General features: G+C 51.1%; 21 protein-coding genes. 11 read left to right on the forward strand and 10 right to left on the reverse strand.

The genetic code is table 11. The features are described 5' to 3' along the window. Window positions 1-5 precede the first annotated feature (5 nt). The 7 genes from AB8881_11340 to AB8881_11370 form a co-directional block, all read right to left on the reverse strand. Window positions 6-1505: a tripartite tricarboxylate transporter permease gene (locus AB8881_11340; GenBank protein XDZ63125.1), complete on the reverse strand. Its 1500-nt coding sequence runs from the start codon at window positions 1503-1505 to the stop codon at window positions 6-8. 16 nt (window positions 1506-1521) lie between these two features. After that, window positions 1522-2079 carry a tripartite tricarboxylate transporter TctB family protein gene (locus AB8881_11345; GenBank protein ID XDZ63126.1) on the reverse strand — a complete coding sequence of 186 codons (558 nt, stop codon included), beginning with the start codon at window positions 2077-2079 and terminating at the stop codon, window positions 1522-1524. Window positions 2080-2149: 70 nt separating this feature from the next. Then, window positions 2150-3268 carry a tripartite tricarboxylate transporter substrate binding protein gene (locus AB8881_11350; protein XDZ63127.1) on the reverse strand — a complete coding sequence of 373 codons (1119 nt, stop codon included), beginning with the start codon at window positions 3266-3268 and terminating at the stop codon, window positions 2150-2152. A 161-nt stretch (window positions 3269-3429) separates the two neighbouring features. Then, entirely contained in the window at window positions 3430-4998 is a 1569-nt protein-coding gene (locus AB8881_11355) for an AMP-binding protein (GenBank protein ID XDZ63128.1), read from the reverse strand. Window positions 4999-5001: 3 nt separating this feature from the next. Next, window positions 5002-6414, reverse strand: coding sequence for an aldehyde dehydrogenase family protein (locus AB8881_11360; GenBank protein ID XDZ63129.1), 1413 nt, complete (start codon window positions 6412-6414; stop codon window positions 5002-5004). A 125-nt stretch (window positions 6415-6539) separates the two neighbouring features. Beyond that, window positions 6540-6932 (reverse strand): rhodanese-like domain-containing protein, encoded by a 393-nt coding sequence (locus AB8881_11365; protein XDZ63130.1) that lies wholly within the window; start codon window positions 6930-6932, stop codon window positions 6540-6542. 134 nt (window positions 6933-7066) lie between these two features. Further along, window positions 7067-7717, reverse strand: a complete 651-nt coding sequence (locus tag AB8881_11370) for a hypothetical protein (protein XDZ63131.1) — start codon at window positions 7715-7717, stop codon at window positions 7067-7069. A gap of 208 nt (window positions 7718-7925) precedes the next feature. On the opposite strand from AB8881_11370, the gene AB8881_11375 reads away from it, so the two are divergent. The 8 genes from AB8881_11375 (at window position 7926) to AB8881_11410 (ending at window position 17903) form a co-directional block, all read left to right on the forward strand. Further along, entirely contained in the window at window positions 7926-8174 is a 249-nt protein-coding gene (locus AB8881_11375; GenBank protein ID XDZ63132.1) for a DUF4212 domain-containing protein, read from the forward strand. 10 nt (window positions 8175-8184) lie between these two features. Then, window positions 8185-10011, forward strand: a complete 1827-nt coding sequence (locus tag AB8881_11380; protein ID XDZ63133.1) for a sodium:solute symporter family protein — start codon at window positions 8185-8187, stop codon at window positions 10009-10011. Between the two features lie 169 nt (window positions 10012-10180). Beyond that, complete coding sequence (locus AB8881_11385; protein ID XDZ63134.1) at window positions 10181-10534, forward strand: hypothetical protein; 354 nt, start codon at window positions 10181-10183, stop codon at window positions 10532-10534. Between the two features lie 75 nt (window positions 10535-10609). Next, complete coding sequence (locus AB8881_11390; protein ID XDZ63135.1) at window positions 10610-12514, forward strand: propionyl-CoA synthetase; 1905 nt, start codon at window positions 10610-10612, stop codon at window positions 12512-12514. A gap of 145 nt (window positions 12515-12659) precedes the next feature. After that, on the forward strand, window positions 12660-13850 hold the full coding sequence (locus AB8881_11395; GenBank protein XDZ63136.1) for an aromatic amino acid transaminase: 1191 nt from the start codon (window positions 12660-12662) through the stop codon (window positions 13848-13850). Between the two features lie 73 nt (window positions 13851-13923). Then, window positions 13924-15591 (forward strand): thiamine pyrophosphate-dependent enzyme, encoded by a 1668-nt coding sequence (locus AB8881_11400; GenBank protein ID XDZ63137.1) that lies wholly within the window; start codon window positions 13924-13926, stop codon window positions 15589-15591. 76 nt (window positions 15592-15667) lie between these two features. Next, window positions 15668-16846 carry a MalY/PatB family protein gene (locus AB8881_11405; protein XDZ63138.1) on the forward strand — a complete coding sequence of 393 codons (1179 nt, stop codon included), beginning with the start codon at window positions 15668-15670 and terminating at the stop codon, window positions 16844-16846. 142 nt (window positions 16847-16988) lie between these two features. Beyond that, complete coding sequence (locus tag AB8881_11410; GenBank protein XDZ63139.1) at window positions 16989-17903, forward strand: DMT family transporter; 915 nt, start codon at window positions 16989-16991, stop codon at window positions 17901-17903. Window positions 17904-17969: 66 nt separating this feature from the next. On the opposite strand, the gene AB8881_11415 is transcribed toward AB8881_11410, so the two are convergent. Both AB8881_11415 and AB8881_11420 read right to left on the reverse strand, forming a co-directional pair. Then, window positions 17970-18866, reverse strand: a complete 897-nt coding sequence (locus AB8881_11415; protein XDZ63140.1) for a DUF1932 domain-containing protein — start codon at window positions 18864-18866, stop codon at window positions 17970-17972. Between the two features lie 169 nt (window positions 18867-19035). After that, window positions 19036-19740 (reverse strand): YjbE family putative metal transport protein, encoded by a 705-nt coding sequence (locus AB8881_11420; GenBank protein ID XDZ63141.1) that lies wholly within the window; start codon window positions 19738-19740, stop codon window positions 19036-19038. Window positions 19741-20026: 286 nt separating this feature from the next. Here AB8881_11420 and AB8881_11425 point away from each other — a divergent pair, with 286 nt between their 5' ends. The 3 genes from AB8881_11425 to AB8881_11435 all read left to right on the forward strand — a co-directional run bounded on the left by AB8881_11425 (window position 20027) and on the right by AB8881_11435 (window position 23980). Then, window positions 20027-21073, forward strand: a complete 1047-nt coding sequence (locus AB8881_11425) for an extracellular solute-binding protein (GenBank protein XDZ63142.1) — start codon at window positions 20027-20029, stop codon at window positions 21071-21073. Then, a complete protein-coding gene (locus tag AB8881_11430) occupies window positions 21067-22710 on the forward strand; it encodes an ABC transporter permease (protein XDZ63143.1) in 1644 nt (547 codons plus the stop codon). Before AB8881_11425 ends, AB8881_11430 begins: the two co-directional genes overlap by 7 nt. 118 nt (window positions 22711-22828) lie before the next feature. After that, window positions 22829-23980, forward strand: coding sequence for an L-lactate dehydrogenase (locus tag AB8881_11435; GenBank protein XDZ64560.1), 1152 nt, complete (start codon window positions 22829-22831; stop codon window positions 23978-23980). Here AB8881_11435 and AB8881_11440 read toward each other — a convergent pair. Continuing rightward, window positions 23963-24829: an Asp/Glu racemase gene (locus tag AB8881_11440; GenBank protein XDZ63144.1), complete on the reverse strand. Its 867-nt coding sequence runs from the start codon at window positions 24827-24829 to the stop codon at window positions 23963-23965. The two genes, AB8881_11435 and AB8881_11440, sit on opposite strands and share 18 nt — an antisense overlap. Window positions 24830-24856: the final 27 nt, after the last annotated feature.

Below are 24856 nucleotides of genomic sequence, written 5' to 3' on the forward strand. Positions count from 1 at the left end.
CTGTTTTAATCCTGCGATGCGCCGGCGCGGTTTGACGCCAGCGCCTTGTAAACACCAGTACCAAGCGTGATAGCACCAGCAATGATCAGGATTGTGCAGATCGGCCGTGAGAAATAGGTGAACAGATCATAATGCACCATCTGCATGCCTTGAGCAAAGTTCTGCTCGCCAATTTTGCCAAGGATAATCCCCAAAACAATGCCCGGAATCGAATAGCCTGACCGGCGTAACAAAAACCCTATGATGCCAGCACCAAACATGACGATGACGTCCAGTACCAAACCGCGTCCGATATATGAGCCAATGCTGGCAAGCAGCAGGATCATTGGGGCTAGGAAATGGAACGGGATTTTCAGCAAATACAGAATTGTTTTTGTTTCAATAAGGCCGATGAACAAGATCGACACATTGGCATAGAACATCGCGGCGAAAACAACCCAGATCAAATCTGGTGAATTGTAAAAGACCAGCGGCCCTGGTTCCATGTCATGCATCTGGAACACCGCAACCATCATCGCGGTCAAAGCGCCGCCGGGAAGGCCAAGTGCAAGAAGCGGGATCATTGCTGCACCAGTTGCCGCGTTATTGGCGGTTTCCGATGAAATTACGCCCTCAATATTACCCTTGCCGAAGGATTTTTTGTCCTTCGACCAGCGTACCGCTTCGCCATATCCCATGAAGGCTGCAAGAGTGGCGCCGATGCCAGGCAAAATACCACAGAAGAACCCAACAAAAATTGAACGGACTACAGCAATTTTATAACGCCATAGCTCTGCAATTGTTGGGAAATCAACGCTAAATTTTGGTGCAGTATGTTTTCCAAAGGCGCGCCGCTCTGCTTGAACAAAGATTTCTGACACTGCAAAAAAGCCAAGTATCGCTGGAACAAAAGCAATTCCTGCAGCCAAATCACTAAGGCCAAAATTGTAGCGGTTGATACCGCCTACTGGATCTTGACCAATTGTCGCAATCAAAAGCCCGAGAAGAACTGACATCCAGCCCTTCCAGATGGTGTTGCCACCAACTGAAGAGGCGACAGCAAGCCCAAAAAACACTAGAGCGAAGATCTCTGGTGGGCCAATATTTCTGATCGCCCATTGTGCAAGCGGCTCCGTCGCCGCCATCATTACCAACGCCGAGGCTGTGCCGCCAACAGCTGAGCATAGAACCGCCGCTCCAACGGCTTTACCGGCCATGCCTTTACGGGTCATGGGATACCCATCAAAAGCGGTAGGCGCGTTTTCAGGTGCGCCCGGGATATTGAACAAAATTGCCGTAATTGCGCCGCCATATGTACCGGTACAATAGATTACTGCAAACAGCATCACTCCTTGAGAGGCTTCAAGGCCCGCGGTAAATGGCAACAGTATTGCCGCAAGCGTCAGCATGCTAACACCTGGTATAGCTCCAAACAGCATGCCCCCCAAAACGCCAAACACAAAGATTGCTATCGTGAAAGGGTCGCCAAAAAGCGCAGCAGTACCAGCAAGAAAGTTTTCAATCATTTTATATGACCTAGATCTAGAACAAATGTTGCAGCTGATTATTCATGCGAAGCATCAGCGCGCTGAAATCATAGAATGGCGAGACTGTGCCTTGTGGTAGCGGAGCATTTAGCACAACCATGAACAGTCCAATCAAAATGGAATATATCAAAGTCGTGATCCCTATAATCCATTTTATTCGGCGCTCACCAAGCAGCACAATAACGGCTGCGGCAAAAATAGGTGTGGCTGCGTAAAACCCCACAGGCTTGAGTGACCAAGCGTAAATTAGAGGTAGTAGCACGAAAGCCACAATATTTAGAATTGATGAAAAAGATTTATGAACGCCACTGAGATCATCGTCAGTTACGCCAACTCGTCCATCTTGAGCACCTGAGCCATGGTTTCTTTGATGAAAAATATTACCAATTACAACAAGGACAAGCATGAGGATTACCGCACGGGGCCATCCAGTAGCGCCAAATTTATAGATCTCGATACCTTGATTAAACTCAAATGAAAAAACAAAAAAGACTAACGCTATGGAAGTCCAAATAAAGGCCTCTATTATATTGTATTTTGATAATTTACCCATGTTTAAACCTCATAATGCCCTGTGGTAATTAAACCACAGGGCATACTTTAGATTGCGAAGGCAATTGATATTATTTAACTGCCATTCCCATTTGCTTGTAGACTTCACGGTACTGATTTATTGACTGGTTAATCAGTTTTTTCGCACCTTCAGTGTCGCGATAGCTGTCGATAACAGTCATAAACTTTGACTCGTTATACTTCTGGTAGCTGTCCTGACAATAAGCACGTTGGAATGCCCACTGGAGCCACTTTACTCGATCTGCTGGTGCCTTCGCATTGACGTAGAAACCGCGGAAACGCAGTAGCGGCTCAAAGTTCATACCCATCTCCATGTGAGTCGGAACATCAGCAAATGCCTTCGGACGTTCATTAAAAATAGTCAAGATCGGCTTAAAGTTACCGGCATCAAGAAATTTTTTGACGTCCCCAGGCTGTTCGAATAGAGCGTCTACCTGACCACCAAGAAGTGCTCCGTAACGAGGGGCGCCCTTGTCAAAGGAAATTTGTTGAATTTCCATCCCTGAGGCATCAGTAATGAACTTCATTGTAACGCGTTCCATTGAACCTTCAGCAGAAACGTTTGCTATGGTTGCTTTGCCCCCTTGGGCCTTCACCCATGAAACAAATGATTTCCAATCTGTGAAACGGTCTTCATTTGTGCGGATATAGATTTGTGAGAAGGTGACTTGAGAAACCACGAGCGGAATAAGATCGACAGCTGGGTTCACCTTCGATGAGTCAAGCGCATGTGCTGATGAGGCATCATCAATATGCTCAAGAACATTGTAACCATCGGCAGGCATTGCCATGTAGGCTGTCGTGCCAACTGAGCCGGAACCGCCCGGCTTGTGATCTCGGTTGATGTCAACACTGGTAAGGTCAGTAACAGCCTTAGCCATTGCCGCTGCAACCTGGCCTGAACCCCCGCCTGGACCGTAAGGTACGATCATTGTCAACGCACGATCAGGGAACCCGCCCGGTTTTGCCATTGAGTCTTCACTTACTTGACATTTAAAGCCGTGCCCACCAGCGATTGCAACTGTCGAAGCGCCAGCTACCATACCGGCAAGCAGAGCGCTTTTGGCGATAGATTTTACGATTTTCACAATTTCCTCCGAATTTGATTTTTGTGAGGGATAGTGTGGCCTATTGCGATACAAAAGCAAAGCATTCTCGGTAATAATCACAAAAATTTTCTAAATATTCCAAATTTTGAACAATTTGCGGAGGTGGGAGCGGCTTTCCTTCTTTTCACCCAAAAAGATCGCGCAAAAAACTATGAAAAACCATAGTTATAGAAACGCAATCATCAAAAATAGGTCAAAAAAGATAGGGGATATCAGTGGAGTCAGGCGACTGGCAGTTCGGCAACCAGATCAAGCAGCTTCATGCGTTGCACCTTGCCAGACGGGCCTTTTGGTAGGTCATCCAGAAAATGGATGTGATCCGGTGTCTTATAGGCGCCGATCCGGCTTTTGCAGAACTCACGAAGCGCGTCTTCAGAGATGAGTTTGCCGTCCTTCAGCCGCACGCAGGCCTCGACCCGTTGGCCGTAATCCTTGCATTCACGGGCAAAAGCGGCGGCTTCTAAAACCGCGTCATGCTCCAGCAATGCCTCATCAATTTCACGCGGTGCAATATTTTCCCCGCCTTTGATGATCAGTTCTTTGATACGGCCAGTAACAAAGATAAACCCATCCTCGTCCATGCGCCCCAAATCGCCAGTGCGCAGCCATCCATCCGGTGTGATGGTTTTGGAGGTTTCCTCTGGCCGGTCGAGATAGCCTTGCATGACATTTCTGCCACGAACCAGAATTTCCCCCTCAATATTAGGCCCGAGCAGGTTCAATTCTGCATCAGCGATCGCGATTTCGTTGCCATAGCCAATGCCGGGTGACCCGATCTTGCGTTCGGCAGGAGGCAGAGGATTTGACAGAATTTGTGCGCCAGTTTCAGTGAGGCCCATGGTCTCAATGATCGGAATATTGAACCGCTTTTCGAATTGACGGTGAATTTCTGGCGGCAGAGGCGCGGATGCTGACCGCGAAAAGCGCAGCCGTTCTCGGTTGAGCTCGGGCACTGTTTCGTCATTCAGCAAATAGGCAAATAGCGTCGGCACAGCGCTGAACCAGCTACAGTCAAAACGCTTCATCTGACCCCAAAAATGTGTGGCCGAGAACCGCCGCGGCATTACCAGCCCGCTGGCCGATACCAATGTGCCCATAACGGTTACACAAAGGCCATTAATATGATAGATCGGCAACACGCACATTCCTGTGTCACCTGGGCTTAGTTTGTGTGCGATACAGACATTAATGCCCGCCGCAATCAGGTTTGCGTGCGACAGCAATACACCTTTGGGAACACCGGTTGTGCCGGACGTATACATCAAAAGGCCGATTGTATCAGCAGTTGGACGGCGCAATTCCTGTGGTTTTGCCGGCGTGATGCCAGTTTCGTCCCAGCGCGGCCCGTCATCAAGATCCATGCTGACGATCTTTGGCATGGTGTGCGGTGCGTCGGGCATTGCGGCCAATGCGTCTTCGACCATTTGACGCGACTCGTCAGCACATAAAATGATCTCGGTTTTGGAATGCGACAGGACAAACCCAAGTGTTTTTACCCCCGCCACCAGATTCAACGGGGTTGCACGATAACCGGCAAACACGGTGCCAAGAAAGGCAAAGCTGGCGGCCGCACCATTGGCTGATGCGATCGCAACCGACGCACCATCCGACAGTCCAGCCCCCTGCAGGTAGCAGGCTATTTTGGTCGCACGATCACGGCTTTCCTGCCAGCTGAACCCCTTGCCGGTTTCAGGTGTTGTCAGCCAAATAGCAGCAGGTGTCGCGGTAGCGGCGTTGATAAGCAGGTCAGCAATATTGGATGATTTCGCGCCATAAATAGGATCGGACATGATTTACGCACCAGTTTGGTTGCTGGCCTTAAAATAGGCGCCAAGCATTTCATCAACAGTGGGTTCAACCGGGGCAATTGGCCGTGCGATTCGCACATGATTGACGAAATGCGTCCAATTCAAATTGTCGTCGATCGAATTGCCGCCCCACGAACCACAGCCCATAGACAACGAAAATGGTAGTCCATTATCAAATGATCCGCCGGTCGCAAAACAATGCGCCTGATTGACAATAATCCGGCAGGCTTCCATATCCATCGCCAGTTCACGCGCTCGCGCATCATCACGGCTATGCAGCCCCAACGAATGGCCGCGTCCCTGATAGGCGTGAAGCTCGCGTGCCATTTCCTTGGCGGTGGCAAAATCTGCGGCGCGGTAAAGCGCAAAGAACAGAGCCATTTTTTCGCCAGAGATTGGCGCGTCAGGGCCAATGCCGGTTGCAGGAGCAACAAGGAATTTTGTACCTTCGGGCGCGGTCTCGGCAAAGCCAAGCGTGTCCAGAACGGCGTCGATGTCCTTTGCCAGCATATTCCGGTTTAAATGCCCATCATGCCAATGTGTGTTAATTAGATGGGCTGTTTGATCAGCGTCAAGACACATGCCGCCAGCCCGCGCAATCGCCCGCAAAAACGCATCATAAACTGCATCGACAACAATCACGGCATTTTCTGATGAGCATGAAGTCGCGTTATCAAAACATTTTGAACGGGCGATTTTACCAGCTGCATCATCGAGATCAGCGGTTTCATCAATGATTGTCACGACATTGCCCATGCCGACGCCAAGTGCCGGTGTTCCTGATGAATAGGCTGAACGCACGTTACTTTGCGAGCCGGTTACCACCAGCATATCCACGCCCTGCATAAGCCGCGCGGTTTTCTCTTTCGATGGCGGATTCGGCACCATTTGTACAAGATCATGATCAAGGCCAATTCGATCAAACTCCGCATAAACATATTCCAGAAGCTTTGCCAGCGGTGCAGCGCCTTTTGGTGAAGGTGCCAGAATGATTGCATTGCCGGTTTTCAGCGCGTTGACAACGTTGTTGATTGGTGTTGCCAGCGGGTTGGTTGAAGGAACAACTGCAGCAATAACGCCTTTTGGCCGCAGATATTCGCTAACGCCTGATTGTGCGTCATCATCAATCAGGCCAAAGCTAGTCTTACCATGAATATCCCGCAGCAGACCAAGCGTTTTCCTGTGGTTTTTAGTAATCTTATCGGCGATTTTACCAAGGCCAGTTTCAGCCACAGCAAATGCCGCAAGTTCAGCGTTACGGCTGGGTTCCATTAAGGCCCATGCAGCGGCTTCGGCGGCGCGGTCAAACCGTTCCTGAGTGCCGTTCGCCTCATAAGCCTTTTGGGCAGCACGCGCCCGCGCAATTATGGCATCAATCTCGGCCGCTACTTCACTCATCACTTTGCTCCCGATAATAAACTGCCAGCACTTAGCCTACGGAAAAATTAATTGTCAATTACTACCCCGGATTTTTTGCCGAAATTTTCAAACTTGACCCGGCAAATATTCGTCAGATCGGGCAATCAGTCAGCTTTCGTTATGGGCAATGACTGGCCTTGCCACGCGGTAAAGCCTCCCTCCATATCGCGGATATTGGTAAACCCCATATCTCGCAGGGTTTTGGCAGCCAAGGCCGAGCGCCAGCTGCTGGCGCAAAATAAAATCAATTCGCCGTCTGTTGCAAATATATCTTTGTGATAGGGGCTGTCAGGGTCGGCCCAAAATTCCAGCATCCCGCGCGGGGCATGGAATGCGCCATCAATGCGGCCGTCACGTTGAAGTTCGCGGATATCACGAATATCAATCAAAACAGCCGCGCCCGATTTTTGGCGTTCGTAAGCGTCATCGACGCTGATGCTATTGATTTCGCTTTTGGCCTCGGCGACCAGCATTTTCACAGTTTTCGTTATGGGCATGTCTTCATCCTTGTGTTTTTAACCAGTATCAGCATTTAGACTGGGTATTTAGAATGGGCAACTAGAATGGCGAGGTATGATGATGTGAGTTTGGGGGGCATGAATTAAGCGGCGAAAGCCCCCCGGCCAAATCATCAAACGGACGGCGGATAATTTCGTCCAGCCCTTTGCCAATCGGCCAGAACGAGTTCTGGTTTTATCAAGGCCTTCAAATCGCGGCGAACGCCAATCCAGCGCAGGTGAATTGAATTGCGCACAATTTCCTCATCATCATTTTTTAACTCATCGGCAATCGGTGCCCAACGAAACACTGCATCCGAGCTTGACTGGAAAGCGGCCGCCCCATCGGCAATAAGGTCCCAATCGGCAAAGGCGGCTCGCTGTTTGCCCTTGTCACCCATTGCTGCAAACAGGTTTGGATCGATATCGTCCTGTTGGTAATCAAGCAAAATACCATCCAGCATTTCAGCGACTAATTCGCTTGCCTTTTGATTTTTTAACCCGCCACCGCGTTTTAGCTGTGCAACGGCAAAAAGGCTAAGATCACAGATAGCAGCACCGTAAATATGCCAGCGCGCGATGCGCAGAGATGTCAAGAAATCGGTATTTTGGAATAGCTTTGGGTACTGTGTACCGGCGCGCGCTTTTACATAGGTGTAGAGCGTAACCTGCGAGACATAGGCAGCTCTGGTGTCAATGAAATCAATAAGTTGTTGGCGTGTCTCAACTGGTGGGTCGCTCAAGAGTCCGATTGTGCGCAGCATTGATTTTAGAATTGATATCATGGGCGATTACACCACTGTCGCGGAATTTGGTTGTCATTTGTTTCATTCTCATTAACATCTGGTGCGAGTGATGTCGTGATCAAAATAATAACAAAATTCGGCATTGAGGTAGTTTAGTTATTGGGCTTGCTTCAAGCGGGTCAGAGGCTGGGCTGAGGGGAAGTGAGCAGTTCGGAGAGGCTGGTCACGATTATCGGAGGAAACTGTTATGAGCAGTCAATCAACCGGGCACTGGGATAGGACCAAGAGTTTGTTGGTCAAGACCCTAGCGATCTGGGTATTTTTCTCTTTTGTTGTTCATTGGTTTGGCGGTGCGTTAAACGGCGCAGCTGGGTCATTCCCTGGCGGTTACTACATGGCTGGCCAGGGCTCGCAACTTGCTTTTGCCATTCTCATTTTCTGGTTTGTAAATAAACAAAACAAACTGGACGAAGAGTTTGGTGTCGCTGAAGATTAGGAGGTTTGCTATGAAACTTGAAGGAGGGTTCATTAATAATCTCAGCAAAGTTTACGGTATCTATACACTTGGATTCCTTGGCTTTGTAATCCTCATGGCAATCCTTGAACAAGCAGGCGTCAGTGCGGATGCAATTGGCTGGATGTTCGTCGGATTTACCATTTTCATCTACGCCCTGATCGGTGTGTTATCTCGAACCATGGAGTCTAGCGAATATTACGTCGCCGGACGAGAGGTGCCGGCGGTCTTTAACGGTATGGCAACAGCTGCCGACTGGATGTCGGGAGCTTCGTTTATTGCGATGGCTGGCGGTATCTATCTGAAGGGTTACCCTTATATGGCGTTCCTTGTCGGATGGACTGGTGGCTATGTGCTGGTGGCAAGCCTTTTAGCGCCGTATTTGCGCAAATTCGGTTGTTATACAGTGCCTGATTTCATCGGCACTCGTTATGGCGGTAATCTCGCGCGTTTTTGTGCGGTTGTTATTCTTGTGGTCGCGTCTTTCACCTATGTGACAGCGCAAATCACCGGAACTGGCATCGTGGCATCGCGTGCGCTGAATATTCCGTTTACGGTGGCAGTCTGGATCGGTCTTGCCGGTATCCTGTTCTGCTCGATGCTTGGCGGAATGAAGGCGGTTACTTGGACACAGGTTGCACAATATATCGTTTTGATTATTGCCTATTTGTTGCCAGTGTTCTGGATGTCGAACAAATTCGATTATGGTCTGATACCTCATTTGTCACAATTTGATGCGGTTCTTCGGGTTCAAGAACTCGAAGCCTTGCATAATGTTGGTGCCTTGAAACCGACGCCTGAGGCGCAGGCTGCTGCCGGCGGTCTTGCGGCGCTCACAGTCGGTATCAATGATGCCAGCGATACATTGATGGCAAAATGGAAGTTTCTGACCTTGGTCATTTGTATGATGGCAGGTACAGCGTCACTTCCACATGTGTTGATGCGTTATTTCACAACATCATCTGTAAGAGCCGCCAGACAGTCAGTTGGTTGGTCGCTTGTATTCATTTGCTTGTTGTATCTGACGGCACCAGCTCTGGCTACGTTCACCAAGCTTTCACTGCTTGATCCGAACCTTGCAACTGGCATCATTGGCAAATCTATCGCTGATGTGAACTCGCTTGAGTGGGTGCAGAAATGGTCGCAAGTTGGGTTTCTGAAAGTCTTTGACGGTAACGGTGACGGTATCCTGCAGATCAACGAGTTTTTCATGAAGGGTGATATTGTGGTTCTGGCAACGCCAGAGATTGCAGGTCTTCCTTATGTGATCTCAGGATTGGTTGCTGCTGGTGGTCTGGCAGCTGCGATGTCAACGGCTGACGGCTTGCTGCTGGCCATTGCAAACGCTTTGTCACATGATCTGTACTACAAGATTATTGATCCAAAGGCTGACACAAAGACCCGTCTGGTGGTTGCCCGTATCCTGCTCTTGGGTGTTGGTGCTGCTGGCGCGTTTGTGGCGGCTCAGGGATTGACCGGAATCTTGGGTGCGGTTGCGTGGGCGTTCTGCTTTGCCAATTCGGGCCTGTTCTTCCCACTTGTCCTTGGTGTCTGGTGGAAGCGGGCAAACCGTCAGGGTGCTGTTGCCGGCATGATTGGTGGTTTTGGCGCCGGTTTCTGGTACCTCTATATGGTCCAGTTCGGCGGCATGACCCCGTGGTTGGGCCTCGATGGTCTGCGCTTTGGTATGATCGGTATGCCGGTCAGTCTTGTGCTGATGATCGTGGTATCACTTGCCACCGAGGCGCCGGATGAGGAGACCATGAAAATGGTTGATGAAATCCGTATTCCAAAGGGCAAAGTTGTTTCTGACGGCTAAGCACAATCTTCCGGTCTTCTGATCGGAAATACCAATTCTTTAATGGAGCAGAGGGGTTCTTCTGCTCCATTTTTTATTTTTCAAAAATTCTTTTGTGAAAAAGCGTCCACAAATCGAACAAATCATGCCAATCTTTACTGGTATAAACAAATATGCATGGATGGCTTTGATGGAAACAGGGTTTGGGGCAACCGTACTGGTTATTGACTATATTCTTGGTGCTGCAATGTGGACCTTGATTGGCCGGTTTGGCATGGCGATATTTGTTGCCGAATATTCCGACTTTTTCTTCATGCGCGCTTTTGTAAAAATTACCCAGCCGATGATTGATGCAACGGCAAAACTGACACCGCCGTTTCTAATCGACCGGTTCAAACCGCTCTATGTGGCTTGGTTCCTGTTTATGATCCGGTTTTATCTTATGCCTGGGCTTCTTGGCTATGATGTTATGGGTATGCTTTCATTTCCATTGGAGTCCGATATCGCGCTGGTGATCTATGATATTGGCCAGATTTTCCGCTAATTAAAAATTGCCAAGCCATGATAAATTTTGCGCAAAAAGGGCAACAGGCAAAAAGGCAAAAAAGAAAGTGCAGCTATGGGGAATTATAAAGAAATCTATCAACAGGCAACCGAGGATAAAGCTGCATTCTGGCTTGATGCCGCCGCACAGATTGACTGGATAGTCCCGCCAAAAACCGGCCTTGATACCAGCAATCCACCGTTTTACCGTTGGTTTCCCGATGGTCAGATGAACAGCTGTTTTAACGCCGTGGATCGTCATGTTCTTGCCGGTCGAGGCGCGCAGAATGCGATCATCTACGACTCGCCGATTACCGGACAGAAATCAACCCTGACCTATGCCGAATTGCAACAGCAGACGGCAAGGTTTGCCGGAATGCTTGCCGGCCTTGGTGTGGCAAAAGGTGATCGGGTTATCATCTATATGCCGATGATCCCACAAGCCGTTGTGGCGATGCTTGGCTGCGCGCGGCTTGGTGCGATCCATTCGGTTGTGTTTGGCGGCTTTGCTGCGGCCGAGCTTGCCAAGCGGATTGATGATTGTACCCCAAAGGTGATTATCAGCGCATCCTGCGGCCATGAGCCGGGGCGCATCGTCGAATATAAGCCATTGCTTGACGGGGCTATTGATGCGGCAATGCACAAGCCCGATCATTGCGTTATCGTCCAGCGTGAGGCATTGCGCGCTGATCTCGTCGATAGACGCGATCTGGAATGGCAGGCGGCGCATGATGGTGCGCCCGAATTACCGCCTGCCACCCTAAAGGCAACCGATCCCCTATATATTCTCTACACATCTGGCACGACAGGCCAGCCCAAAGGCGTGGTTCGCGATAATGGCGGCCATGCGGTTGCCCTGAATTGGTCGATGCGGCATATCTATGATATGCAGCCGGGCGATGTCTATTGGGCGGCGTCTGACATTGGCTGGGTGGTCGGACATTCTTACATTGTCTACGCCCCATTGCTGTTTGGATGCACTAGCATCTTGTTTGAGGGAAAGCCGATTGGCACGCCAGATGCGGGCGTGTTCTGGCGGGTTATTTCTGAACATAAGGTCAAGGCTCTATTTACCGCCCCTACGGCGTTTCGCGCCATCAAGCGGGCTGACCCAGACGGTGCCTTTTTAAAGGATTATGATACTGCATGCCTGAAATACCTGTTTCTGGCGGGTGAGCGGGCTGATCCTGATACGATTAGCTGGGCCGAAAAACAGCTAAAAGTTCCGGTTATTGATCATTGGTGGCAAACCGAAACCGGATGGTCAATCTGCGCCAATCCGATGGGGATTGAACATCTGCCGGTAAAGCTTGGCTCGCCATCATTGCCGATGCCCGGTTATGAAATTGATATTTTGGATGCTGATGGCGCGATATTGCCGGCTGGTGAGCTTGGGGCGATTGCGGTCAAACTGCCATTGCCGCCGTCAGGTCTTGCCACAATTTGGGGCGCGGATGATGCCTATGTCGAAAAATATCTAAGCCGGTTTCCCGGCTATTATGAAACCGGTGATGCTGGTTATTGTGATGCCGATGGCTATCTCTACATCATGGCGCGCACGGATGATGTGATTAATGTTGCCGGACACCGGCTGTCTACCGGTCAGTTAGAAGAGGTGCTGGCCGATCACCCTGACATTGCCGAATGCGCGGTTATTGGGGTCGCAGATCAGCTAAAGGGGCAATTGCCGCTTGGCCTGATTTGTCTCTATCCGAATTGTAACCGGCCGCAAAATGACATCACCACCGAGGCGATCGCTCTTGTAAAGGAGCGCGTGGGGCGCGTTTCGGCATTCAATTTGGTTGTGGTTATTGATCGCTTGCCAAAAACCCGGTCGGGTAAGGTGCTTCGCGGCACCATGGCAAAGATTGCTGATAATGAGAGCTGGACCATGCCAGCGACTATTGATGATCCGGTAATTCTTGATGAAATTACAATTGCGCTGCAGTCACTTGGTTATGCTGGTGGCGTAAAAAAATGACGCTGTACTGGCGCTTTTTTTGGAAAAGCGGTCAGGATATCAACGAATGTGACGCCGTTTGATAAATGCGCGGTAAAAATCGTTGCGTTTCAAGCTGGATTTGCCTTAAACAAAACCATCGCCACCTGCATTTAGAGAAACCAAAATGTTTGAAAAATTCCAGCCTGCAAAAGCCGATCCGATTCTGGGTCTTTCCAAGCTATTTCAAGCCGATCCGCGTGCCGAAAAAATTGACCTCGGTGTTGGTGTCTACAAGGATGACAGTGGCATAACACCGGTTATGACTGCAGTGAAAAAGGCCGAGGCGCGGCTCTTGCAGGAACAGAATTCAAAAGCCTATGTTTCGCTTGCTGGTGCCGAATTATTCCGTGATCAGATGCGTGATCTTGTGCTGGGCGATGCGGTGGCGGCTGATCGGGTGGCGACATTGCAGACGCCGGGCGGCACAGGTGCAATCCGGCAGGTTTTCGAGTCAATGAAAATCCTGAATCCTGACTGCACAATCTGGATCAGCGATCCCAGTTGGCCGTCGCATATGAGCATGGCAACGCATATGGGCTTTAAAGCCCGCGGCTATCCATATTTTGACAATGAAACGCGCCTTGTTGATACCGACGCAATGATGGCGTCGTTTCAAGAGCTGAAAGCCGGCGACCTGTTGCTGCTTCATGGGTGCTGTCATAACCCCACTGGGGCAAATATCGACATGGACACATGGAAGGCAATCACCGATTTGGTTATCGAAAAAGGGGTAATGCCGTTCATTGATATCGCCTATCAGGGGTTTGGTGATGGGCTGGATCGGGATGCTGCGCCGCTTCGTCATATGGCGTCGCGTGTGCCGGAAATGTTTATCGCTGCATCATGTTCTAAGAATTTTGGGCTTTACCGTGACCGCGTTGGCATTGCGATGATGATTGCAAAAGACGCTGATACGGCCGAGGTGGTGCAAGGCAATTTGGCGGTTTTAAATCGGCTAAATTACTCATTTGCGCCTGATCATGGCGCTGCTGTGGTAGGAATGATCCTTGCCGATGCCGAATTGCGCGCGGAATGGATGGCTGAGCTTGAAGATATGCGCATGACAATGTTGACGATCCGGCAAAATCTTGCCGATGCACTGCGCCAGCAATGTAATTCTGATCATTTTGATTTTGTCGCCCATCACCGCGGGATGTTTTCGCGCCTTGGATTAAATGCCGAGCAGGTTTTGTCGCTTCGTGATGATCACGGTATGTATGTCGTTGGCGATAGCCGCATCAATATTGCTGGCTTGGCCGGAAATCGTCATCTGCCATTCGCTATTGCGGTTGCGAAGGTTGCGACAGTTTCCTAAGATTTGACGGCAATCCGGTGGTTTGATGGCGCCGTTTGCGCCCTCTTATTCGGTTTTCTTGGGAAAAATTATCATGTCATCTGATGTAAAATATGGCGGCGCTCTGTTAATGGATTGCCTGATCGCACTTGGCGGCACCAAGGGCTTTGGTGTCCCGGGCGAGAGCTATCTTGCGGTTCTTGATGCGATGTATGATCGCATGGGCAAATTTGATTTGATGCTGTGCCGGAATGAAGGCGGGGCTGCCTATATGGCCGAGGCATGGGGCAAATTGACCGGCACGCCCGGTCTTTGTTTTGTTACACGTGGCCCGGGTGCAACCAACGCCTCGATTGGCATCCATACCGCGACGCAAAACTCAACGCCGATGATTGTCTTTGTCGGGCAGGTTGGTGTTGGTATGAAGGGGCGCGAGGCCTTTCAGGAAATTGAATATTCACACTATTTTGGCAAGGTTGCGAAATGGGTTGTCGAAATTGACGATGCTGACCGCATTCCTGAGATAATGTCGCGTGCATGGGCAACCGCGCTTAGCGGCAGGCCGGGGCCAGTTGTCGTGGCCTTGCCCGAGGATATGCTGACAGCGCCGACCAGTGCCAAGGCCTGTGCACCGGTGAACATTCCCGCGCCTGATATATCGCCGGCCCAGCGTGATCAGCTTGCCGGCCTATTAATGGCTGCGAGACGCCCGCTGATCCTTTATGGGGGTGCTGGCTGGACCAGCGATGCTGCGCGTCAGCTTGAGGCCTTTGCCGGGGCTAATCACCTGCCGCTGGTGGCGGCGTTCCGCTTTCATGATATCTGCGATAATTACCATCCAAGCTATGTTGGCGATGCTGGTGTTGGGATGCTTGGCTATATCAAAACGCTCCTTGGTGAGGCTGACCTGATTATCGCAATCAATGTGCGGTTTGGTGAATGCACGACCGACGGCTATAGCCTGTTTGACTGTCCCAACATGAAACCAAAGCTGGTTCATTGCCACCCGTCTGATGATGAAATCGGCAAAATCTACGCCGCTGATTTACCGCTTCAGGCAACGCCGAATGCAATGGCCGCCGCCTTGTCAACGATCAGTCTTGAGGCTGATCCGGTGCGCCAAGGCTGGGTTACTGCCGCCAAGGCCGCCTATGATGCCAGCTATAGCGTGAAATCACAGCCGGGCAGCCTAGATATGGGCGAGGTCATGCAGCATATCCGCGAGGTCATACCGGATGATGCGATTATCACCAATGGCGCTGGAAATTTTGCCATTTGGCCCAATAAATTCCTGAAATTTGGTCTGAAATCACGACTTTTGGCACCGCAAAGCGGGGCAATGGGATATGGCGTTCCAGCGGCAATTGCTGCAAAGGCGTATGATCCTAGCCGGTTTGTTCTCTGCTTTGCTGGTGATGGCGATTTCCAGATGAACGGCAACGAGCTTGGTTCGGCAATGCAGTGCGGTTTGCAGCCGATTATCCTGATTGTGAATAATGGTACCTATGGTACCATTCGGATGCATCAGGAACGTAATTATCCCGAACGCGTGTCAGGCACTGAACTAGTGAATCCGGATTTTGTTACCCTTGCCAAGGCCTATGGTTTTTACGGTGAGCGGGTCGAAAATACTGCAGATTTCGCGGATGCTTTTGCGCGTGCCTGTGCGTCTAAAACTGGTGCTGTTCTTGATCTTATTGTGTCAACCGAAGGGATTACCCCGCACCAGACTATCAATGATCTTCGCCAAGCCAGCCGTTAATTACTAGCCAGCCGGTAATTAATGGATAAAGGCACCGGTTTGGGATAGGAGAAATAAAGTGTCAGGAGAGACCGGAATGTCGTTCAATTTTGACGAGGTGATTGACCGCGTTGGTACCCATTCATCGAAATGGGACACGGTGCAAGCCAAATATGGCGTGTCGCCAAAAACCGGCATTCCGATGTGGGTTGCGGACATGGATTTTCGCGCACCGCCAGCCGTTCAAGAGGCCTTGGCTGGTGCGCTAGATCATGGTGTTCACGGCTATTTTGGCGATGATAGTGAGTACCGCGCTGCCCTGATCGGCTGGATGAAGCGCCGGCATCATTGGGATGTAGAGCCTGATTGGATTATCAATGCGCATGGCCTTGGCAATGCCATTAGTCTTTGTCTTCAGGCCTACAGCACGCCCGGTGACGGGGTTATCGTTTTTTCGCCGGTATATCATGCGTTTGCAAGGATTATCAAAGGCATTGACCGGCGCCTTGTCGAGTCGCCGCTGGTACAGCGTAATGGCCGCTATCACATGGATCTGGATGCGCTTGCGGCCAGTCTGACCGGTGATGAAAAGATCGTGCTGTTTTGTTCGCCGCATAATCCGGGTGGGCGGGTCTGGTCGCCCTTGGAATTGCAACAGCTTGCCGATTTTTGTGAGGCGCATGATTTGACATTGATCAGCGATGAAGTGCATAACGACCTTGTTTTTAAGGGTAATCAGCACCATGTCCTCGCCGCGGCGGTACCTTCAGTACGTCACCGGCTGGTCACGCTTGTCGCAACCACCAAAAGTTTTAACCTTGCTGGCTGTATGATCGGCAGCATTGTTGTCAGTGATGATGCGCTGCGTGCGCCGCTGGCAAAGGTGGCGTTCGGCGCGGCGGGGATGTCGTTTAACCGGATTGGGATGTTGATGTGTACCGCTGCATGGCAGCATGGTGATGAATGGCTTGATGCGTTGCTTGACTATCTTGCCGAGAATAAGCTTATTTTTGATGACGGAATTGCGGCCATTCCTGGGTTGCGGTCAATGCCGATTGAGGCAACCTATCTGTGCTGGGTCAATTTTGCTGATACCGGAATGGATCGGGCTGAATTTACCCGACGTGTTGAACAGCAGGCCGAGATCGCGGTCAATCATGGCAATAGTTTTGGGGCAGGTGGGGATAGTTTCCTGCGCTTTAATATCGCCTGTCGGCGAGAATTGGTAATTGAGGCGGTGGCGCGGTTACAGGTGGCGTTTAAGGATTTGCAATAATCATCGCATCAGTAAATTTGGCCTTTGATGAATTTGGCCCATCTCTGATTTGGCCCATCTCTGATTTGGCTTCTCCAAAATTTGGCATTAAGTCCGGTGATAAAGTGGCACCTATCACGCTGAAAGCCCGAAAAGAGAAGATATGATCTGGTTTCTATCGCTTTTTACGCGGCAGTATGAACACCGGCAGGCATTGCTGATTATTTTTCTGGCCTCATCGCTCTGGGGCGTTTTATGGGTTCCGATGCGCTATATCGAGGGGATGGGACTGTCCGCCCTCTGGGTTGTCGTTTTGTTTCATTTCCTGCCAGCATTGGCGATGCTGCCACTGATCTTGAAAACCGCACCAGCAACCCGCGGTGACTGGTCGCGGGCAATGATCGCCGGTTTGCTGATGGGGGCCGGCTTTACGCTTTATGCCCTTGGGCTGGTTGTTGCATCGGTGACAAAAACCGTTGTTCTGTTCTATATGACGCCAATCTGGTCGACGGCCATTGCCTATTTTGTGCTGCGTGAGCGGGTCGGGTGGAGCCGGTGGCTTGCCATTTTTGCGGCGCTTTGCGGCTGTGTTCTGGTAACCGGTATCAGCCCCGATCAGTTAACATTCGATCCGGCTGATTTGTTGGGGCTTTTATCTGGTTTGTTCTGGGCGTTAGGGTCGGTGATGATCCGGCGGTATGACGGGGTAAATTTTATCCATGTCAGTTTTCTACAATATCTATGTGGTGCGGGGCTGGCGTTAATCGCGGCGATTTATCTGGGTGACCCGCTTCCGCAACTGGATATCGTGATCCAAGCCACCCCTCCGGCCTTTATTGCGTCAGCGGTGGTATTTTTACCGTCGGCCTTGCTGATATTCCGCATCATGCAATATGTATCGCCCGGCCTTGTTGGCATCTTGATGCTGTCCGAGGCGTTGGTAGCGGCCGTATCCGCCGCGTTTTGGCTGGGTGAAACGCTAAGCGTGATACAATGGGTGGGGGTTGGCGTCATTCTTACAACCGGTGTTCTGATCGGCCTTTTTGAGGGCAAATCTGAACCGGCAGCCACCGCATAGAGCAGAACAGAACCCAGCCCAAATTAGACCAGCCCAAATTAGCCCAGCCCAAATTAGCCTAAACTTTTAGCTAATTTTCTTGGCGTCCAATGCGCCGCGGATGGCACTTAACCGCGGCTCCAGCCCCTCGGTGTCCAGCAATGAAAGCCCAAGATTGCCAAACTCGTCCTGCCAATCGATCGTGCCTGCGGTCATGCGGCCAGCTATATTGAGGTCGGCAAGGGTGATTGCGACCTCGCGCATTTCAGCCGCGCGCCTGATGCCATGTGTGGTCATTCGCTCCATATTATAGGCCGCTTGATCTTTCCAGCCATCTCTGGTTTGCGAGGCATCAAGCGAGGCCGCCACCTCATCGGCAACACCGGCAATTGAGGCCGCGCTGAAACATTCGGCGGTCAGTGCCTCAATGCCTTTGACCAGAACCGACCGGATCATTTTAATCGTCGAGGCGCGGCCAACCGGGCCGGGGACGTGAACCGGCTTCATGTCGAGTGCCAGCATCAGGTCAATTGCCGCCTCGGCGTGGTCTCCTGCCACTAGCATTGCGGTTTGGTGATATTTGGGCGTGATCGTTGCCATGACCGCCACATCGACATAGCGTCCACCAGCCTCATTTATCAGCGCAGCATTTTTCTGTTTGGTTGATGGCGCGCAGCTGTTCAGATCAAAGAAATAGGCACCGGGCCGGATGCCCGCTGCCACCGCGGCGGCCGCGGCATGAGCCTGATCTGCTGTCACTGTGCTGAAAATCATGTCAGCCTCGCCGGCGATGCTGGCCGGATCATCACCAATGATAACATTGGCCGCCTGCATCTGGCTGATCTTCTCGGCGGCAAGCGCGGCATCGCCATGTTGTTTGATGTCATAGGCGCGCACATCGGTGCGCCCCCAGCCTTGGCACAGGCATGATCCGGCTTCGCCAAATCCGATGACTGCAATTTTGGGTGTGTTTTGTTGGGTCATTGAATAACTGCCGTGAAAAACTGCCGAAAAAACTTATGTGAAACAATGCCCTTAAAAAAGCGCATTGCTGTCACAAAAGACTAGCAAACTCTCCCCGGATGCCAATCAATTAGCGCTTGGTAATTGAAAAAAATATGCGCCATGACCGGTTTCGCCATAACTGGTTTGGCTATGACTGGTTTGGCGCCGATTTGCGTGCCGCGAGAAATTTGCCAAGCCCTGCCACAAAAACCGCACCAATCATCGCGGCAATCCAAGGTGACTGGACAATGATTTCAGGCAGAATATTTGCATTGATTTTGTCGTTAGCGATCAGGTCGCCACCAAGCCAGCCAAGCAATCCCGCACCAATTGTGACGATGATTGGATAGCGTTCCATAAACCGCAAAATGATCGCACTGCCGCCAATAATGATTGGCACGCTCAGCACCAGACCAAAGATTACCAGAAACAGGCTGCCCTTGGACGCAGCGGCAATGGCAAGCGCATTGTCGAGGCTCATTACAAAATCGGCAACGATAATGGTTTGAATCGCCCCCATCAGGCTGCTTTTTTCGGCTATCTTGCCGCTAAGATCATGCTCGGTCTGATCGGTCAGTAGTTTTACCCCAATCCACAGCAACAATATGCCGCCAATCAAACGCAGGCCCGGTGTGGTCATCAACGCGCTGGCAAAAAACACCAGAATTACCCGCAGGATGATGGCACCGGCGGTACCCCACAGAATGCCGAGGCGTTTTTGTTTTGGCGGCAAATTTCGACAGGCTAGGGCAATGATGATGGCGTTGTCACCGCCAAGCACAATATCAATGGCGATAATTTGAATAAGGGCAATCAAGAACGCATCCGTACTCATTCCCATCATTATATCCATTTTTAAACACGAGCCTTTCTGGGTCATTTTTTCGCACGATAAAACCGCGAAGACGTGATAGCCTAGCCGTCATAATTTGCAACCAGAAAAGACATTGGTGACTGTATTTGAGAATGATTCGCAGAAAAACCCTTGCGATGCTGAATTGAGTTTGATAATCATTCTCAACGTAAGGATTTGCTCATAAACGTGTTGGCAAGAAACATGGCGATGCAGGCACGTCTAAATACCCGCCCACAGCATGGCCCTTCATGACTGGTGCCGTTTTTTTATGTAGGATAATAAAATGATTTATGTTGATTTTTCCGGCTCACAGATAATTCGTAAATTAATTGCTGGCGCCTGTTTCATGGCGCTTGCGGGGGGTGCATCGGCTGCGGTTGCGGCTGAGAAGATCAATATTTATTCGCACCGTCAGCAGGTTTTAATCCAACCGTTTCTGGATGCTTTTACGGCGAAAACCGGCATCGAGACCAATGTTGTCTATGCGGCGAAGGGGCTAGCGCAACGCCTTAAGGCTGAGGGGCCGGCAAGCCCTGCCGACGTCATTCTGACAGTCGATATTGCACGGCTGGCTGAATATGCTGACCTTGATTTGCTAGCGCCGATTCAGTCTAAAATTTTAACGGAAAACATACCGTCGCGGCTTCGGGCTGATGATAATCGCTGGTTCGGATTGTCGGAGCGCGCGCGTATTCTGGTGACCTCAAAATCGCGGGTTGCTGACGGTGAGATAGCCGACCTTGAAGATCTTGCCAAGCCAGAATGGAAGGGCCGCATTTGCAGTCGTGCGGGTAGCCATGACTATAACCGCGCATTGGTTGCTTCGATGATAGCGGCGCATGGCGAAGCGGCGACAGAGGCATGGGCAGGCGGCGTGGTGGCAAATCTGGCGCGTAAACCGCAGGGCAATGACCGCAGTCAGGCCAAGGCGATTTTTCAGGGGCTGTGTGATGTTGCGGTGATGAATAGCTATTATTACGGCAATATGAAATTTGGTGATAAGGCTGATCAAAAGGAATGGGCGCAATCAATCCGTCTGGTCTTTACCAATCAGTCAAATCGCGGCAATCATATGAACATCTCGGGTGGCGGTGTTGCGAAATACGCCAAAAACAAAGCGGCAGCCATCGCGTTTCTTGAATTTCTAACCGAAGAAAAAGCCCAGCAGCTTTACGGTGAAATCAATTTCGAATATCCGGTTAATCCAGCGGTTACGGTCAATGGCGAGCTGGCAAGCTGGGGCAAGTTCAAGCCTGATGCGCTGCCAATTGAGCGGCTTGCGGACTTGGCACCTAAAGCGCAAATGATCATTGATCGCGTCGGATGGTAGCGACTTTCCTGTCTCAATTTACCCGTGCACAACGCCGACCGTTTGACCGGTGGTCGGGTGGCGTCATTGTCCTTTGCGGCTTAATTCTGGGGCCGGTCATTGCTGTCCTGCTGGCGGCTTTTGGCGATAGTGCCGGGCTATGGTCGCATCTTTATGACACTGTTCTTGGCCGTTATGTCAGCAATACGCTGATTTTGATGGCCGGGGTTGGCGCGCTAGCGGTCGGATTTGGGGTCAGTTCGGCATGGGTGATCAGCCGTTACGATTTTGCCGGTCGCCGGATGCTGGAATGGATGCTGTTATTACCTGCCGCCATTCCGGCCTATATCATTGCCTATAGCTATACCGAATTTTTTGAATATGCTGGCCCGTTGCAATCGGGCTTGCGCCATATGTTTGGCTGGCAAAGCCCGCGCGATTACTGGTTTCCTGAAATACGCTCGCTAGGCGGTGCTGTTCTGGTGATGGCGTCGGTTTTATATCCCTATATCTACATGGTGACGCGGATCGCCTTTCGCTTAACACCGGCAAGCCTGTTTGAAATTGCCCTGGTGCATAACCGGTCGCAATTCTGGCAGGTGGGCTTGCCGCTTGCACGTCCGGCCATTATGGCTGGCCTTGCGCTGGTGATGATGGAAGTCATGTCAGATTTTGGCACGGTTGAGTTTTTTGCAATTGAGACGATTACCCTCGGTATTTTCAATGTCTGGCTGGGGATGAATAATCTGGTTGCGGCGGCGCAAATCTCAATTGTAGGTTTTGGCTTTATTCTGGCACTATTGGGGCTGGAACTTTACGCACGCTCACGCCAGCAATATGTTGCCAGCAGCCGTAACCAGACACCGCTAGCGATGCTAACGCCGACCAAGCTGGGTGTTTTGGCCTGTTGGATGGTGTGCGTTATCCCACTGTTATTTGGATTTTTTATTCCGGTTGGGGTGCTGCTGGGGCTGGTTGTAACTAATGATCTGCTGGCAGATTTTCTGGCAATTCGCGAAATTATTGGCAATACGCTGATTGTTGCGGCGATTGCGGCGTTGGTGATTATGCTGCTATCTGCATTTATTGTCGTAACGGCGAGTTTCCGCGCTGGTGCAAAGACCCGTAAATTGGCGTTATTCGCCTCGACTGGCTATGCGTTTCCGGGGACTATTCTTGCCATTGGCGTGTTGATCTTTAGCGGCCAGCTCGATCGCGGTTTTGCTGCCGTGTTTGGCGCCCAGTTTCAAGGCGTTTTGGTCACCAGCATCGCGGTGCTGTTTCTGGCCTATATCGTCCGGTTTCAGGCGGTTGGCTATGGCGCGATGATTTCGGGGGTGCGGCGACTGCCGGCAAATATGATGAATGCAAGCCGGGTTCTGGGTCAGGGCTATATGGAATCGATCCGGCAGGTGATTATGCCATTGCTAAAAAGTTCGTTCCTTGCGGGCATTATGCTGGTATTTGTCGATGTGATGAAAGAACTGCCGATGACATTGCTGTTGCGGCCGTTCAATTTTGAAACGCTGGCAACCTATACCTATCAATTTGCCAAGGATGAAATGCTTGAGGTTGCGGCATTGCCCGCCTTGATGATTGTTTTGTCAGGGTTGGTGCCGGTAATTTTGATGAGCGCCATGTTGCGGCGCTATCGCTAGGCACGCATTGCCCAGCCGAACATTGTCCAGCCAAAGATTGCCCAGCCGAAGATTGTGAAGCATCTGTTGAGTTAAAGCCGTTCATGCTGTAAATCAGTGGACCAATTTAACCTTGATGGTGACGAGGCGTATCATGACGGCAATTGCCTGTATCGAAGATCTGCAAAAACTGGCCAAGCGGCGGGTGCCGCGGATGTTTTATGATTATGCGGATAGCGGGTCATGGACCGAGTCAACCTACCGCGCCAATGAAACCGATCTTGCCGCGATTAAATTTCGGCAACGTGTCGCTTTGGATGTCAGCCAGCGCACAACCGAAATGCCGATGCTTGGGCAAAATCTGCCGATGCCGGTGGCGTTAGCGCCAACTGGCCTAACCGGCATGCAGCACGCTGATGGTGAGATTTTGGCGGCCAAGGCTGCGGCTGAATTTGGCGTGCCTTTTACCCTATCAACAATGTCGATTTGCTCGATTGAGGATGTTGCCGAAAACAGCCCGACGCCGTTCTGGTTTCAGCTATATGTGATGCGCGACCGTGATTTTGTATCACGGCTGATCGAACGGGCGCGTGACGCCAAATGTTCGGCGCTGATGGTCACACTTGATCTGCAATTGATGGGTCAGCGGCATAAGGATGTGCGCAATGGCCTTAGTGCGCCGCCAAAACCAACGTTGAGCAATATACTGAATCTTATGCAAAAACCGGCTTGGTGTCTTGGTATGCTTAGCACAAAGCGGCGTCAATTTGGCAATATTGTCGGCCATGTAAAGGGCGTTAAGGATATGTCATCGCTGGCAGATTGGACGGTCAGCCAGTTCGACCCGTCCTTGTCATGGGATGATGTGGCGGCGATCCGTAAACAATGGGGCGGTAAATTGATCATCAAGGGCATTCTGGATGTCGAAGATGCGCTGGCCGCGGTGAATGTCGGGGCGGATGCGATTGTTGTGTCAAATCATGGCGGCCGCCAGCTTGATGGTGCTATGTCGTCAATTACCGCCTTGCCGGCAATTGTTGATGCGGTTGGTGATCGCGCCGAGGTCTGGATGGATGGCGGTATCAGGTCAGGTCAGGATGTGCTGCGCGCGATCGCGCTTGGCGCAAAGGGAACGCTGATTGGCCGCGCCTTTCTTTATGGGCTTGGTGCCAAGGGGCAGGCGGGCGTTCGTCAGACACTGGAAATCATCCACCGCGAGCTTGACCTAACTCTTGGGCTTTGCGGCCAGTCCGATCTTGCCAAGGTTGATAAGTCAATTCTGCTGAAATAGGCGGCCTTTTTGGCTGGCACCATCGGCGGGTACGGCAAGACCAGCAAGCCGGGCCATATCCCATGCGATTGCTGAATTGCTGGAAATAACCGGAATTGCGTGTTTGGCCTCGGCGGCGGCGATAATGCTGGCGCATTTCAGCGATGTGCAGGAAATGAAAACCGCATCAAGCGGCGTGTCTGCATTGCTGACCAATGCGTCAATTGCCGCTGAAATTGACGATGGGTGAATGCGGCCAACAATCGAGTCCTGGCCCTCACCAAAAGTGGCGGCGGCGCCAATGCGAAACCCATCATCCTCAAGCAGAAGACACATATTTTGTGATATTTCAGATATATACGGCGCAAGGTAGCCAATATTTTTGGCGCCCAATGTTTTCAAGGCGCGCCGTGCGCCGGTCAATGGGGTGGTGACGTGATCGACATTAACATGCGATTTCACAATGGCTTGGATCGTCTCTTCGCCGATCAATAGTGACGCAGACGTGCAGCCATAACCGATAACATCAAAATGATAGCCGGACGGAAATAGCGCCAGCGCATCGGCAAACCGTTCCCTCATCGCGGTCAGGTTCTCGACAGTCACCTGATCATCACAGGCAATGCGGCTGTGCAAAATGCTGGCAAGCTGTCCTTTGCCTGCTTGTGTGCCAACGCCGTCACCAATGAAATGCCGCAACTCGGTCTCGATTGTTAAATCGGTCTCTAATGTGACCAGACCAAGCTGGGTTGCGGTTTCATCAGCCTCTGCGACGCGGAATGGCAGATGACTGAATGCGGGCGGTTTCCGGTCTCTTGATGCATTATCTTGAGATAAAGTGTTTTGGGATGTGGTTTCAGGGGCGGCCATATCTTGTCCTTCCTCAAGCATTGTTCA

The organism is Alphaproteobacteria bacterium LSUCC0396, assembly GCA_041228345.1.
Lineage (GTDB): Bacteria > Pseudomonadota > Alphaproteobacteria > Puniceispirillales > Puniceispirillaceae > UBA3439.